Source organism: Variovorax glucosi, from assembly GCF_051216695.1.
Taxonomy (GTDB): domain Bacteria; phylum Pseudomonadota; class Gammaproteobacteria; order Burkholderiales; family Burkholderiaceae_C; genus Variovorax.
In genome coordinates this window covers 167,617-180,478 of sequence record NZ_JBPJZE010000002.1, presented here as the reverse complement: position 1 = coordinate 180,478, position 12,862 = coordinate 167,617, and the positions used below count along the sequence as shown (strand labels likewise).

The following is a 12,862-nucleotide window of genomic DNA, read 5'->3' as shown; positions in this document are numbered from 1 at the left end:
AGGCGCCGCCTGCAAGGCTCAGCGCCGTTCGCCGTCCAGGTAGAACCAGCGCGAATTCTCTTCGTCGCCTTCTCGCACGAAGCGGCTGCGCTCGTGCAGGCGTGTCGCCACGCCGGCCGCGCTGCGCTGACGCGCGACGAACTCGACTTCGGCATGCTCGGCGTCGAGCACGGAACGCGATCGCACGTCCAGGCCGAGCCACTTTACGTCCGGCTCGAACTCGACCGTGGCCGGCCGGGTCGACGAATGCCAGGTTGCGAGCAGGTAATCGGCACGCTGGAACACGAACGCCGAATAGCGCGAACGCATCAGCGATTCGGCGTCTGGCGCGGGTGTGCCGTCGAAGTCTTCGACATAACGGCCGCAGCAGAGCGCATAGGCGAAAGGCCGGTCGCGGCGATCGGTCTTGCCACAGGGGCAAGGGCCGTTGGAAGGAGGGGTCGGGCTGCTCATCACGGCCTCCATTGGAACATCATCCGAAAGTAGCACATGCCTTCAGGCCAGCGCGCGCTGTATCAGCAGCTTCTGGATGTCGGAAGTCCCCTCGTAGATCTGGCAAACCCGCACGTCGCGGTAGATGCGCTCCAGCGGAAAATCGTTCACGTAACCATAGCCGCCCAGGGTCTGGATCGCGGCACTGCAGACCTTCTCGGCCATCTCGCTTGCGAAGAGCTTCGCCATCGCAGCTTCCTTCAGACAGGGCCGGCCGGCATCGCGCAGCGCAGCCGCATGCCAGATCAGCTGCCGCGCGGCTTCGAGCTGCGTCGCGCATTCGGCCAGGCGGAAGCCGACTGCCTGCTGCTCGAAGATGCTGCCGCCGAAAGCCTGGCGGTCTTTCGCATACGCCAGCGCCACGTCGAACGCGCTGCGCGCCATGCCCACGCTCTGCGCCGCGATGCCGATCCGGCCGCCTTCCAGCGCGCCGAGCGCGATCCTGTAGCCCTCGCCTTCCTTGCCGATCAGGTTCTCGGCGGGGATGCGGCAGGCGTCGAAATTGATCTGCGCCGTGTCGCTGCTGTGCTGGCCGAGCTTGTGTTCCAATCGCGCGACGTTGTAGCCCGGCGCGTCGGTCGGGACGATGAAGGCGCTCATGCCGCGCTTGCCGGCGCCCTTGTCGGTGACGGCGATCACGATCGCGACCTGGCCGTTTTTTCCGCTGGTGATGAACTGCTTGACGCCGTCGATCACGTAGGCGTCGCCGTCCTTGCGCGCAGTGGTACGCAGCGACGATGCATCGCTGCCTGCCTGCGGCTCGGTCAGGCAGAAGGCGCCGAGCATCTGTCCCTGCGCCAGCGGCCAGAGCCACTGCTTCTTCTGCTGCGCATTGCCATAGCGCATCAGGATCGCGTTGACCGGGCAGTTGGTCACGCTGATCGCGGTACTGGTGCCGCCGTCGCCGGCCGCGATTTCCTCCAGCACCAGGGCGAGCGTGAGGTAGTCGAGCCCCGCTCCGCCGTCTTCCTCGGGAACGCAGATGCCGTAGGCGCCGAGCGCTGCGAGGCCCTGGTGCGCCGCTTCGGGGAACGCATGGTCGCGATCCCATTGCGGTGCATGGGGCCAGAGCTCGGACTGAGCGAAGTCGCGCACGGCGTCGCGGATGGCTTCCTGGTCGGTGGTCAGCAGCATGTTCGTCTCCGGTCTCTTTTTATGAATGTCAGGCGCCGGGCGTTTGCTCGTCCGCCAGCAGTTGCCGAAAGCGCGCGACCATGTCTTGGTGCGGCTCCACGGGCTGCTCCACAGACTGGCCGATCTGGTCGCGCAGCATCTGGTTCATCGAAGGCAGTTCCGAGCGCGGCTGCCAGCTGTCAGGCTGCCACAGACCCGAACGCATGAAGGCTTTTGCGCAATGCAGATACGCCTCGGCCACCTGCACCTCTATGACGAGCTTCGGACGCTGACGCTCCTGCGCGAACGGGTCGGCGAATTCGTGCTCATCGCGCAAGCGCGCGGTGCCGTTGATGCGCAACGTCTCGTCGACGCCGGGGATCATGAAAAGCAATCCGATGCGCGGATCGCGCAGCAGGTTCTCCAGCGTGTCGAGCCGATTGTTGCCGCCCGAATCGGGCAGAAGAATCGTCTGCGGATCGGTGACTTTCGCGAAGCCTCGCGCACCGCCTCGCGGCGAGGCGTCGAGCAGTTGGCCGGCCGGTCCGGCACTGGCGACGACGCAGAACGGCGACAGCGAGATGAAGCGGCAGCAATGCGCATCGAGCTTGCCCAACTGCTTCTGCACGGCACGCGGTATGACGGGATCGTAGAGGGCGCGCAGCTGTTCGGTGGTGCGGATCATGGCATCGCCCTGCCCGACCCGAGATCCATCACCAGCCGCGTCGCCATGTAGAGACGGCGCGGGATGGCGTCGATCAGCACGTACTCGGCCTTGTCGCTGTGATAGCCGAAGCCCGGCAGCCCGAGACTTTCGATCACCGGCTTGCCCGACAGCGCCGCATAGGCCGCATCGGTGCCGCCTCCGGTGCGCTCGTCGATCTGCAGGCCCCCACCGGCTTCCTTGTAGAAACCGACGGCCTTGTCGATCAGCAGACGCCCGCCCGGCCCGGCATTGAACGCAGGACGCCCTGCCTTGACGACGATGGCGACCTCCGCTTCTGGCAGCTTCTTCATCTGTGCGCGCGCTTCCAGCGTCTTCATCGCGGCGTCGAAGTCCTCGGCGCGCGCATAACGGACATCGGCATTGAGCGTCGCGTTCGCAGGGATGATGTTCGACACGGCGCCCGCCTTGGCGATGGTCCAGTTGAAGCGCAGGCCTTTGGCCTTGTCGTCGATATCCATCGTCCGCAGCACCAGGTCCGACGCTTCGACCAGCGCGTTGACGCCCTGCTCCGGCGCCGCGCCCGCATGCGATGCCCGCCCGGTGATGTCGGCCTGCACATAGGCGATGCCGGACGTGCCGAGCGTCATGCTTTCGCGCTCCGCCGATGTGGGCTCGAAGGACAGCACGTAGTCGGCCTTGCCTGCTTCTTCCTGGATCAGGTCGCGCGAGCCGAAAGAACCCTTTTCCTCATCGGTGTTGAAGAGCACGGTGATCGAGCCGAAGTCGCGAAAGCCGTAGGTCTTCAACAGCTTCAGCGTGTGCAGGATCACGGCGTTGCCGCCCTTGTCGTCGGCGATGCCCGGCCCGTAGGCGCGGTTGCCCTCGATGCGGAACGGCGCCTTGGCCAACATGCCGCGCGGGTAGACCGTGTCCATGTGCGAGATCAGCAGCAGGCTCTTGCCGCCCCTGCCGTCGAGCGCGCCCTTGAGCCGGCCGACGATGTTGTCGCCGACGGCCGGGATCAGCGCTTTGTGGCGCGTCACGGCGAAACCGAGCGCTTTCAGGTGATCTTCGAGGTACTTGCCGGCCGTCGCCATGCCTTCGACATCGCCGGTGCCAGTCTCGATGTTGACGAGCTGCTCCAGCGTCTTCACGACGGCTGCCTGCTCATTGGTGGCTGCATCGAACAGGGCGTTGTCGCGCTTCTGCGCCGATGCGGGAAAAACCGACATCGCCATCAGCGTGGCGGCCAACGAAAGACGAAACACAAGACGCATGAATACTCCGGGGATCAGATCAGTTCGATGGCGACGGCCGTGCCCTCGCCGCCTCCGATGCACAGCGTCGCGACGCCGCGCTTGAGGCCGCGCGATTGCAGCGCGTGGATCAGCGTGACCATGATGCGAGCGCCGCTCGCACCGATCGGATGGCCCAGCGCGCACGCGCCGCCGTGCACATTGACGATGTCGTGCGACACGCCGAACTCCTTCATCAGCGCCATCGGCACCACGGCGAAGGCTTCGTTCACTTCCCATAGATCGACGTCCTTCACGGTCCAGCCGGTCTTGGCAAACAGTTTCTGGACGGCACCGACCGGCGCGGTGGAGAACCATTCGGGCTGCTGCGCATGCGTGGCGTGGGCGACGATGCGGGCAATCGGCTTTGCGCCGATCTTGGCGGCATGCGATTCGGTGGTCATGACCAGCGCGGCCGCACCGTCGTTGATCGATGAGCTGGAAGCCGCGGTGATGGTGCCGCCGTCTTTCTTGAACGCGGGCTTGAGCGTCGGAATCTTTTCCAGCCTGGCCTTGACCGGGCCTTCGTCGATCGAGATCAACGCATCGCCGCTGCGGCCCTTGACGGTGACCGGCACGATCTCGGCCTTGAACAGGCCATCGGCAGTCGCCTGCCGCGCACGTTCGACGCTGGCGACGGCAAAGGCATCCTGCTGCTCGCGCGTGAAGTCGTACTTGGCCGCGCAGTCCTCGCCGAACGTCCCCATCGAGCGGCCGGGCTGGTACGCGTCTTCGAGCCCGTCCAACATCATGTGATCGAAGATGCGATCGTGGCCCATGCGATAGCCGCCGCGACCCTTGAGCATCAGATAGGGCGCGTTGGTCATGCTCTCCATGCCGCCCGCGACCATCACGTCGTGCGTGCCGGCCAGGAGCATGTCGTGCGCCAGCATCGCAGCCTTCATGGCCGAGCCGCACATCTTGCTGAGCGTCACCGCGCCGGCGCTATCGGGCAATCCGCCCTTGTAGGCCGCCTGCCGCGCAGGCGCCTGGCCTTGCCCCGCCATCAGGCAGTTGCCGAACAGCACTTCGCCGACGGCGTCCGGGTAGATCCCGGAACGCTCCACGGCCGCCTTGATCGCGGCGCCGCCGAGATCGTGCGCGGAGAGAGAAGCGAAGTCGCCTTGGAACGCGCCCATGGGCGTGCGGGCGGAACCGACGATGACGATGGATTCGGACATGGATATCTCCTTGGATGGATGGCGTTGCGGAACGATTGGCTCAGTCCAGTTCGGACGCTGCGGGCGGCTCGCCTACGAAACCTATGACACCGGAAGGGGCGGCTGCAGGCGCGTCGATCTGGCCCGGCAGCGCGTCCGCCTTCTTGCTCCACTTGTAGCGGATGCGCTGCACGGCGGCGCGGTAGAGACCTTCGAGCGGCTTGCTGCCGTCGACGGTCATGGCGAGGTCCTGCAGCAGCCCGTCGTGGACGCCGAATGCCCAGCCGTGGATCGTCACCTTCTGCCCCCGGCTCCAGGCGTCGACCATCACCGTGCTGACCGCCACGTTGACGACCTGCTCGGCCACGTTGAGTTCGCACAGCGCATCGGCACGCACCTCGAGCGGAAGCGATTCGAGCATCACGCGATGGCGGTCGCGCACGTCCTGGATGTGGCGCAGCCAGTTGTCCGCGATGCCGATGCGCGCGCCTTCCATGGCGGCCTGCACGCCCGAGCAGCCGTAGTGGCCGACGACCATGATGTCCTCTACCTTGAGCCGCTCGACCGCGAACTGGATCGCCGAGAGCGCGTTGAGATCGGAGTGCACGACGATGTTCGCGACGTTGCGGTGCACGAACACCTCGCCCGGCTCGAGCCCGGTGATCTGGTTGGCGGGCACGCGACTGTCGGAGCAGCCGATCCACATGTAGCGCGGCGTCTGCTGCTTGACCAGGTTGGTGAAGAAACCGGGACGGTCGCGTTGCATATGCGCGGACCAGGCACGGTTGTGGGCGAACAGGTCTGAAAGATCGTGAGGCATGGCTGTAGTTTCCGTAGAGGCAGTGAATCGTTGTCCGGTGTTCAGTCTGTGCGTGCGGCCGTGCGGCGCGGCACCGGCTTCTTCTGCGCGCGTGCTAGTGCTGCACGGGCCTGCTTTTCCTGCGCCAGCACCTCGTCGAGGTTGGTCTGCAGTTCGGCCAGCTTGGCCTCCATCTGCGCGCGATGTTCGCCGAGAACGCCGAGGAATTTTTCAAGCTGCGCGGTCGTGTCGCGCGGGCTGTCATACATGTCGAGGATGTCTTTTGCCTCGTTCAGGCTCAACCCGAGTCGCTTGGCGCGCAATGTCAGCGCCAGACGGGTGCGGTCTCGCGCGCTGTAGACGCGCTGCAGGCCACCGGGCCCGGAACGATCGGGCGCGAGCAGGCCGACGTCTTCGTAGAAGCGCATCGCCCGAGTCGTGAGTTCGAACTCGCGCGCGAGTTCGCCGATGGTGAAAGTCTGGACAGGCATGGGTGACGGAACGGTTGCAAACGGGACAGCATGCCGGCCGCGCCTTGCCTAGAATCGGACAAGGGCGTCATCATGACGTTTACGTTAACGTCAATCCTACATGAACCTCCTCGAACGCGAACTCCACTATCCCTTCGACGAAAAGCTTCCCGAACCCGGCGAGGCGATGGAGATCGCGCCGGGTATCCGCTGGATTCGCATGACGCTGCCGTTCGCGCTGAACCACGTCAATCTCTGGCTGCTGCGCGACGAAATGGATGGCCCCACGGGCAAGGTGCAGGGCTGGACCGTCGTCGACTGCTGCATCGCCCGGGACGAGTCTCGCGCGCAATGGGAACAGGTTTTCGAGACGCAGCTCGAAGGCCTGCCGATCCTCCGCGTGATCGTCACCCACATGCATCCCGATCACGTCGGTCTCGCCGACTGGATATGCAAGCGCTGGAACGCGCCGCTGTGGATGAGCGCCACCGACTACTACGTCGCGCGCAACCTGACGTCGCCGGGCGCCGCCGACAACGGCGCAGGCGGGGAAAAGGCCGCAGATTTCTTCGGCATGCATGGTTTGGTCGACCCGGAAGCGCTCGCCCGCATCCGCGAGCGCACGAGCTATTTCCGCGACATGGTGCCTTCGATGCCGTCGTCTTTCGTTCGCATGCTGGACGGCGGTGCCGTGACTATCGGCGGACGCGCATGGCGCTGCATCAGCGGCTTCGGCCATGCGCCGGAACACATCGCGCTGTACTGCGCCGAAGCCAATGTCCTGATCGGCGGCGACATGATGCTGCCGCGCATCTCGACCAATGTGAGTGTCAACGCCGACGAGCCCGAAGCGGATTCGCTGCGCCTCTTCCTGGAAAGCATCGTGAAGTTCGACGTGCTGCCGAAGGACGTGCTGGCGCTGCCGTCGCACGGCAAGCCCTTCACCGGCGTCCATCGACGCATCGAGCAGTTGCAGGAGCACCACCGCGACCGGCTGGCCGAACTGCTGGCCGGCTGCGTGACACGCCCTCTCAGCGCCGCCGAAGCAGTGCCGATCATGTTCAAGCGCGAACTCGACGTGCACCAGCTGACTTTCGCGATGGGCGAGACGGTGGCGCACCTGCACCTGCTCTGGTTCTCGGGTCAGTTGCAGCGCCGGCTCGGCGACGACGGCATCTATCGTTTCTCGGTGGCGGGTTGACCGGGTCGACCGGATTGAAAGACACGCTGCAACAGCTGCGTGACGGCGAACTTGCCGGCACCCGGCGTTTCGCACTCGCAGCTGGACTCGAACAGTTTCCGCGCGAGATCTTCGCGCTGGCCGGTTCGCTCGAAATCCTCGATCTTTCGGGCAATGCGCTGCAAAGCCTTCCAGACGACCTGCATCGCTTCACGCACCTGCGGGTGCTGTTCTGCTCGAACAATGCATTCACCGAACTACCGGCATGCATCGGCGACTGCGCTGCACTGGAGATGGTCGGCTTCAAGGCCAACCGCATCGCTCAGGTACCCGCAGCGTCGTTGCCGCCGTTGCTGCGCTGGCTGATCCTCACCGACAACCGGATCGAGGAACTGCCCGACGAACTCGGTAGACGGCCGAAACTGCAGAAGCTGATGCTTGCCGGCAATCAGCTGCGTGCGCTGCCCAAAACGCTCGCCGGCTGCGAGCAGCTCGAACTGCTGCGCATCGCAGCCAACCGGTTCGATGCGTTGCCAGACTGGATCGCGTCTCTGCCGCGCCTGGCATGGCTGGCTTTCGGAGGCAATCCGATGAGTGCGGCGACGGAGGCATCGGCCTTGACGGCGCAGCAGTTCCCGACGATCGACGAGTCGCGCATCGCGCTGCAGGAGAAGCTGGGCGAAGGCGCCTCGGGCATCATCTATCGCGCGTTATGGCAGCGCGACGATGGCGAGGTGGAGCCGTTGGCGGTGAAGCGCTTCAAGGGCGCGATCACAAGCGATGGAACACCGCGCAGCGAGATGGCAGCCTGCATGGCAGCGGGTGCGCATCCACGGTTGATCGGGGCGACAGCACGCGTGGCGTCAAGTGCTTCCGATACCGGATCGGAGGCGCTTGCCATGCGGTTGATCGATCCTGCTTTCAAGATCCTGGCCGGACCGCCGAGCCTCGAGTCCTGCACCCGCGACATCTACGACGGCGCGGTTCGCTTCACGCCGCAACAGGCGTTCCGGATCGCATCTTGCATCGCAGGCGCGGTCGCGCAACTGCATGCGCGCGGCATCCTCCACGGCGACCTGTATGCGCACAATATCCTGCGCGATGGTGGCGATGCGCTGCTCGGCGACTTCGGGGCCGCGTCGTTCTTCGAGGGTACCGACGGCGTCGACAACGCGTTCGCATCGGCTTTGGAACGCATCGAATCCCGTGCTTTCGGTTGTCTGCTGGAAGAGCTGGTCATGCGCTGCGATGCAAGCGCGTCCACAGCACACGACGACCGTCTGCTCACCGCACTGATCGGTCTGCAACAGCGCTGTCTGAGCGAGATCCCTGGCGCGCGCCCGACCTTCGCGCAGATCGCCACGACGCTCGCAGCGCTCGGCTGACGCCAGCCGCAGGCACGGGAGTCGAACGCTGGCACCTTGGCGACGCCGTCCGACGTAACCGCGCACTAAGCTGCCCGCGGTTGAACAAGAACACCTCGGAGACACCGCATGGACACCTCGAATCTCTTCTCGCTCAAGGGCCGCGTGGCCCTGGTCACCGGTGGCTCGCGCGGTATCGGCCGCATGATCGCCGAGGGCTTCCTCGGACGGGGCGCGCGCGTCTACATCTCGGCGCGCAAGACGGAAGCCTGCGAGCAGGCGGCACGGGAAATGTCGGCGCTCGGCACGTGCATCGCGCTGCCTGCCGACGTGTCGACTGCCGACGGCGTGCGCTCCCTGGTCGATGCTTATTCGCAGCATGAATCGACGCTCGACATCCTGGTCAACAACGCTGGCGCAGCCTGGGGCGCGCCCTTCGACGAGTTCCCGGAAAGCGGCTGGGACAAGGTGGTCGATCTCAACCTCAAGGCGCCCTTCTTCCTCACGCAGGCACTCGCACCCTTGCTGCGCAAATCGGCGACCGACCATCTCGCCAAGGTCATCAACATCGCATCGATCGACGGCCTGGCGGTCAATCCGCTGGAGACCTATTCGTACGCCGCCAGCAAGGCCGGGTTGATCCACCTCACACGCCGCATGGCGCTGCGGCTGGCCAAGGACCGCATCGCGGTCAGCGCGATCGCACCTGGCGCTTTCGCCTCCGAGATGAACCGCGACGCGCGTGACAACGGGGGCACGGTGAAGAACCGGATTCCGGGCGGCCGCATCGGCGAGCCCGAGGACATGGCGGGCGCCGCGATCTACCTGGCGTCGCGTGCCGGCGACTACGTGACCGGCGCGACGCTGGTCGTCGACGGCGGAGCGACGCTGGCGCGCTGAGTTTTCATTTCGCGTCCCGCAGCCGTGCGAACACTTTCCAGAACGCCGCGTCCTGCGCGGTAGCGAAATTGATCCGCATCAACGTGCTCGGCGGACGCCGCGCATGGAACAGCGATCCCGGCGCGAGCAGGTAGCCCTCGTCGAGCATGCGCTGGGTCAGCGCGTCGGTATCGACACCGGTGTCTACCCAGCCGAACAGGCCTGCCGGTTCCGACTCGAACGTGCAGCCGTGCGAGATCGCCAGCTTCACCGTACGCGCCCGCGCGCCATCCAGCCGCACACGTACGCGTTCGGCATGGCGTCGCACCTGCCCCTGGTCCATGCACCACGACAACGCGCGCTCGAACAGCGCGGGTGTCGTCAGCGTGGCGAGCAGCTTGGTTTCGAGCAGCCGCGGATAGAGCTCCGGCGATGCGGCCAGGAAGCCGATGCGCCAGTTGGGCGCCAGGATCTTCGCGAAACCGCTGACGTAGATGGTGCGTCGCAGGCCGTCGAGCGCGCACAGACGCGTCGCATGCTCGGGCGCGAGATGGCTGTAGGTGTCGTCTTCGACGATGTGGAAATCGTGCTTGTTGGCAAGCTGCAGCAGACGGTGCGCACTGCCGGGCGTCAGGCTGTAGCCGGTCGGGTTGTGCAGCACGCTGACGCTGACGAACAGCTTCGGCGCATGCGTGGCGCAGTACTGCGCCATCACGTCGAGATCGGGTCCGTCGGCACGACGCGGTACCGGCAGGATGCGCATGCCCAGCGCTTCCAGCCGCGCGAACTCGATCGCCCAGCCCGGCTCCTCGACCATCACCGGATCGCCCGCGCGCAGCAGCGTGCGGCTGACGACGTCGAGCGCGTGGGTGGCGCCGATGGTGGTCACGATCTGCTCGGGCGAAGCAGGGATGTTCAGGCTGACCAGCTTCTGCGACAGGCTACGCCGCAGCGCGCCGTCGCCGGCCGGTTCGCCGTACTGCAGCGAGATTTCCTGCAGCGCGCGCGTGCCCGTGAGGCGGCGCAACGAGGTCGGCATGAAGGTGGTGTCCATCCAGTCGGGCGGAAAAACGCCCATTCCGGGCTGCGGCTTGTCGCTCTGGCGATGGAACATGCCGCGGATCAGCGAACTGGCATCTGCGGGAATCCCGGGCAGCGGGCCGCGCAGGGATGTCCGAAGCGTCGGCTGCTCGGTGGTGCCGCCGACTTCCGCGGCGAGACGGGCGTCCTGCGCTGCTGCAGCCGAGTCGCGCACATAGAAACCGCGCTGGCGCCGCGCCTCGATCAGGCCCTGTGCCAGCAGCTGGTCGTACGCGGCGACCACGGTGTGCGGGCTCACGCCCTGCTGCCGCGCGCATTCGCGCACCGAGGGCAATCGCGCGCCGGGCGCCAGGAGACGCGTGCGGATGCGCTCGGCGAATCGGGCAGACAATTGACTGGTGAGGGACTGGGTCGAGGTACGCGTCAGCATGTCGGGCTTTTCATCTGTGCCGATTCGGCAGCCAATACAGATGGCGTCTTTGTCCGTCGATCTGTACTGGTACTGTAATGGTCAAAAGTCTACAGTCTGCTACATGACCTGGCAAGAATTCACTGCACTGCTGGTACTGGCCACGGCGATGAGCTTCTCGCCGGGACCCAACACCACCCTCTCCACCGCGCTAGCGGCCAACGGCGGCATGTCGCGCGCCATGCGCTTCGTGCTGGCGGTGCCGGTCGGCTGGACCTTGCTGCTGACGCTGTGCGCTGCGGGCCTGGGCGCACTGGTGGTGGCTGCGCCCGTCGTGCGGCTGCTCATCAAGGCATTGGGCGTCGCCTATCTCCTTTGGCTGGCGCTCAAGCTGAGCCGCAGCGCAACGATGGGAACCGCGGACGGCGCGCAGCTTCAGGTCGGTTTCGGCCAGGGCGTGATGCTGCAGTTCCTGAACATCAAGGCATGGTTGCTGGCGCTGACACTGGTCGCAGGATGGATCGCCGGACAAGCCGACGCGCTGCAACGTTTCGCCATCGTCGCGCCGGTCATGCTGTTCTATGCCTTCGCCAGCAACTTCACCTATGCGCTGATCGGCGCACTGCTGCGCAACTGGCTGGCGCAAGCCCGGCGGCTGCTGTGGTTCAACCGCGCGATGGCTGCAATACTCGTGCTGACGGCGCTGTGGATGGTCGGCGTCTAACAACATTCAAGGAAAAGTCATGACGAACTGGAAGCTGGCCGGGCGGGCCGCGAAGATGAATCCCTCGGTGCTGCGCGAGATCCTGAAGCTGGCCGACCAGCCGGGCATCATCAGCCTCGCCGGCGGCCTGCCGTCGCCGAAGACGTTTCCGATCAGCGCTTTTGCCGATGCCTGCGCCCACGTGCTGGCCAACGACGGCGCTGCCGCGCTGCAATACGCCGCGAGCGAAGGCTACGCACCGCTTCGGCAGGCGGTCGCCGACATGCTGCCGTGGAACGTCGATCCCGCGCAGGTGCTGATCACCACCGGCTCGCAGCAAGGCCTCGACCTCGTCGCCAAGGTGCTGCTCGATCCCGGCAGCCGCGTGCTGGTCGAAATGCCGACCTACCTCGGCGCGCTGCAGGCGTTCTCGCCGATGGAACCCGAAGCGGTCGGCGTGCAGAGCGACAGCGACGGCGTGATCGTCGACGACCTGGTTGCCAAGGCGCACGGCAGCGAGTCCGAAGAAGCGGCGCGTTTCGTCTACCTGCTGCCCAATTTCCAGAACCCGACCGGCCGCACCATGAGCGAAGCGCGCCGCGCGGCGGTGTCCGCGGCTGCAGCCAAGGCCGGCCTGCCGATCGTCGAGGACAACCCCTACGGCGACCTGTGGTTCGACGAAGCGCCACCGCTGCCGCTGACCGCGCGCAACCCCGACGGCTGCATCTATCTGGGCTCGTTCTCGAAGGTGCTGGCGCCCGGCCTGCGACTCGGTTTTCTGGTTGCGCCCAAGGCCATCTACGGCAAGCTGCTGCAGGCCAAGCAGGCCGTGGATCTGCACACGCCGATCTTCACGCAGCGCATGGTGGTCGAGGTCATGAAAGATGGCTTCCTGTCGCGCCACGTGCCCGAGATCCGCGCACTCTACAAGGGCCAGCGCGACGCCATGATCGCCGCACTGAAGCGCGAGACGAAAGGTCTGGACGTCGAATTCGACACGCCGGTCGGCGGCATGTTCCTCTGGCTGCGTCTGCCCCAGGGCATCGACACCGCCGCACTGCTGCCGAAGGCCATCGCGCGCAGCGTCGCCTTCGTGCCCGGCGCGCCGTTCTATGCCGATGGCACCGGCGACCCGCGCACGCTGCGCCTCTCATTCGTGACGGCAAGCGTCGAGCAGATCTCCGCCGGCATCGCCGCACTGGCCGCCACGCTGCGCGAGCAACTGGCCGACGACGCAGCCGCGCGCGTGCAGCGCGAGCTCGCAGCGACCTGACATCCGTCCAAGGCGAA

At 66.0% G+C, this 12,862-nt stretch carries 13 protein-coding genes; 5 read left to right on the top strand and 8 right to left on the bottom strand.

Annotated features, from left to right (window positions below; genetic code table 11):
- Positions 1-18 precede the first annotated feature (18 nt).
- The 7 genes from ACSFA3_RS09220 to ACSFA3_RS09190 are packed head-to-tail and all read right to left on the bottom strand — an operon-like array spanning position 19 to position 6,017.
- A complete protein-coding gene (locus ACSFA3_RS09220) occupies positions 19-453 on the bottom strand; it encodes a YchJ family protein (RefSeq protein WP_435505148.1) in 435 nt (144 codons plus the stop codon).
- A 42-nt stretch (positions 454-495) separates the two neighbouring features.
- Complete coding sequence (locus tag ACSFA3_RS09215; RefSeq protein WP_435505147.1) at positions 496-1,626, bottom strand: acyl-CoA dehydrogenase family protein; 1,131 nt, start codon at positions 1,624-1,626, stop codon at positions 496-498.
- Between the two features lie 28 nt (positions 1,627-1,654).
- On the bottom strand, positions 1,655-2,290 hold the full coding sequence (locus ACSFA3_RS09210) for a pyridoxamine 5'-phosphate oxidase family protein (RefSeq protein ID WP_435505146.1): 636 nt from the start codon (positions 2,288-2,290) through the stop codon (positions 1,655-1,657).
- Positions 2,287-3,549, bottom strand: coding sequence for a glutamate carboxypeptidase (locus tag ACSFA3_RS09205; protein WP_435505145.1), 1,263 nt, complete (start codon positions 3,547-3,549; stop codon positions 2,287-2,289). The genes ACSFA3_RS09210 and ACSFA3_RS09205 overlap by 4 nt, the downstream gene beginning before the upstream one ends.
- 14 nt (positions 3,550-3,563) lie before the next feature.
- The gene (locus tag ACSFA3_RS09200; RefSeq protein WP_435505144.1) at positions 3,564-4,748 is read right to left on the bottom strand and encodes an acetyl-CoA C-acyltransferase; all 1,185 of its coding nucleotides are present in this window, start codon (positions 4,746-4,748) and stop codon (positions 3,564-3,566) included.
- Positions 4,749-4,788: 40 nt separating this feature from the next.
- On the bottom strand, positions 4,789-5,547 hold the full coding sequence (gene can, locus ACSFA3_RS09195) for a carbonate dehydratase (RefSeq protein ID WP_435505143.1): 759 nt from the start codon (positions 5,545-5,547) through the stop codon (positions 4,789-4,791).
- Positions 5,548-5,588: 41 nt separating this feature from the next.
- Positions 5,589-6,017: a MerR family transcriptional regulator gene (locus ACSFA3_RS09190; RefSeq protein ID WP_435505142.1), complete on the bottom strand. Its 429-nt coding sequence runs from the start codon at positions 6,015-6,017 to the stop codon at positions 5,589-5,591.
- Between the two features lie 100 nt (positions 6,018-6,117).
- On the opposite strand from ACSFA3_RS09190, the gene ACSFA3_RS09185 reads away from it, so the two are divergent.
- The 3 genes from ACSFA3_RS09185 to ACSFA3_RS09175 all read left to right on the top strand — a co-directional run bounded on the left by ACSFA3_RS09185 (position 6,118) and on the right by ACSFA3_RS09175 (position 9,440).
- Positions 6,118-7,197 carry an MBL fold metallo-hydrolase gene (locus tag ACSFA3_RS09185; protein ID WP_435505141.1) on the top strand — a complete coding sequence of 360 codons (1,080 nt, stop codon included), beginning with the start codon at positions 6,118-6,120 and terminating at the stop codon, positions 7,195-7,197.
- 14 nt (positions 7,198-7,211) lie between these two features.
- Entirely contained in the window at positions 7,212-8,561 is a 1,350-nt protein-coding gene (locus ACSFA3_RS09180) for a leucine-rich repeat-containing protein kinase family protein (protein WP_435506188.1), read from the top strand.
- 108 nt (positions 8,562-8,669) lie between these two features.
- Positions 8,670-9,440 carry an SDR family oxidoreductase gene (locus tag ACSFA3_RS09175; protein ID WP_435505140.1) on the top strand — a complete coding sequence of 257 codons (771 nt, stop codon included), beginning with the start codon at positions 8,670-8,672 and terminating at the stop codon, positions 9,438-9,440.
- 4 nt (positions 9,441-9,444) lie between these two features.
- On the opposite strand, the gene ACSFA3_RS09170 is transcribed toward ACSFA3_RS09175, so the two are convergent.
- Positions 9,445-10,890, bottom strand: coding sequence for an aminotransferase-like domain-containing protein (locus tag ACSFA3_RS09170; protein WP_435505139.1), 1,446 nt, complete (start codon positions 10,888-10,890; stop codon positions 9,445-9,447).
- 103 nt (positions 10,891-10,993) lie between these two features.
- On the opposite strand from ACSFA3_RS09170, the gene ACSFA3_RS09165 reads away from it, so the two are divergent.
- Together ACSFA3_RS09165 and ACSFA3_RS09160 are read left to right on the top strand one after the other, a co-directional pair.
- A complete protein-coding gene (locus tag ACSFA3_RS09165) occupies positions 10,994-11,593 on the top strand; it encodes a LysE family translocator (protein WP_435505138.1) in 600 nt (199 codons plus the stop codon).
- 19 nt (positions 11,594-11,612) lie between these two features.
- Positions 11,613-12,845: an aminotransferase-like domain-containing protein gene (locus tag ACSFA3_RS09160; protein ID WP_435505137.1), complete on the top strand. Its 1,233-nt coding sequence runs from the start codon at positions 11,613-11,615 to the stop codon at positions 12,843-12,845.
- Positions 12,846-12,862: the final 17 nt, after the last annotated feature.

Bases quoted from the DNA above. Each gene is read 5' to 3' on its own strand.
- ACSFA3_RS09220 (WP_435505148.1), bottom strand. From the start codon at position 453: ATGAGCAGCCCGACCCCTCCTTCCAACGGCCCTTGCCCCTGTGGCAAG.
- ACSFA3_RS09215 (WP_435505147.1), bottom strand. From the start codon at position 1,626: ATGCTGCTGACCACCGACCAGGAAGCCATCCGCGACGCCGTGCGCGAC.
- ACSFA3_RS09210 (WP_435505146.1), bottom strand. From the start codon at position 2,290: ATGATCCGCACCACCGAACAGCTGCGCGCCCTCTACGATCCCGTCATA.
- ACSFA3_RS09205 (WP_435505145.1), bottom strand. From the start codon at position 3,549: ATGCGTCTTGTGTTTCGTCTTTCGTTGGCCGCCACGCTGATGGCGATG.
- ACSFA3_RS09200 (WP_435505144.1), bottom strand. From the start codon at position 4,748: ATGTCCGAATCCATCGTCATCGTCGGTTCCGCCCGCACGCCCATGGGC.
- can (WP_435505143.1), bottom strand. From the start codon at position 5,547: ATGCCTCACGATCTTTCAGACCTGTTCGCCCACAACCGTGCCTGGTCC.
- ACSFA3_RS09190 (WP_435505142.1), bottom strand. From the start codon at position 6,017: ATGCCTGTCCAGACTTTCACCATCGGCGAACTCGCGCGCGAGTTCGAA.
- ACSFA3_RS09185 (WP_435505141.1), top strand. From the start codon at position 6,118: ATGAACCTCCTCGAACGCGAACTCCACTATCCCTTCGACGAAAAGCTT.
- ACSFA3_RS09175 (WP_435505140.1), top strand. From the start codon at position 8,670: ATGGACACCTCGAATCTCTTCTCGCTCAAGGGCCGCGTGGCCCTGGTC.
- ACSFA3_RS09170 (WP_435505139.1), bottom strand. From the start codon at position 10,890: ATGCTGACGCGTACCTCGACCCAGTCCCTCACCAGTCAATTGTCTGCC.
- ACSFA3_RS09165 (WP_435505138.1), top strand. From the start codon at position 10,994: ATGACCTGGCAAGAATTCACTGCACTGCTGGTACTGGCCACGGCGATG.
- ACSFA3_RS09160 (WP_435505137.1), top strand. From the start codon at position 11,613: ATGACGAACTGGAAGCTGGCCGGGCGGGCCGCGAAGATGAATCCCTCG.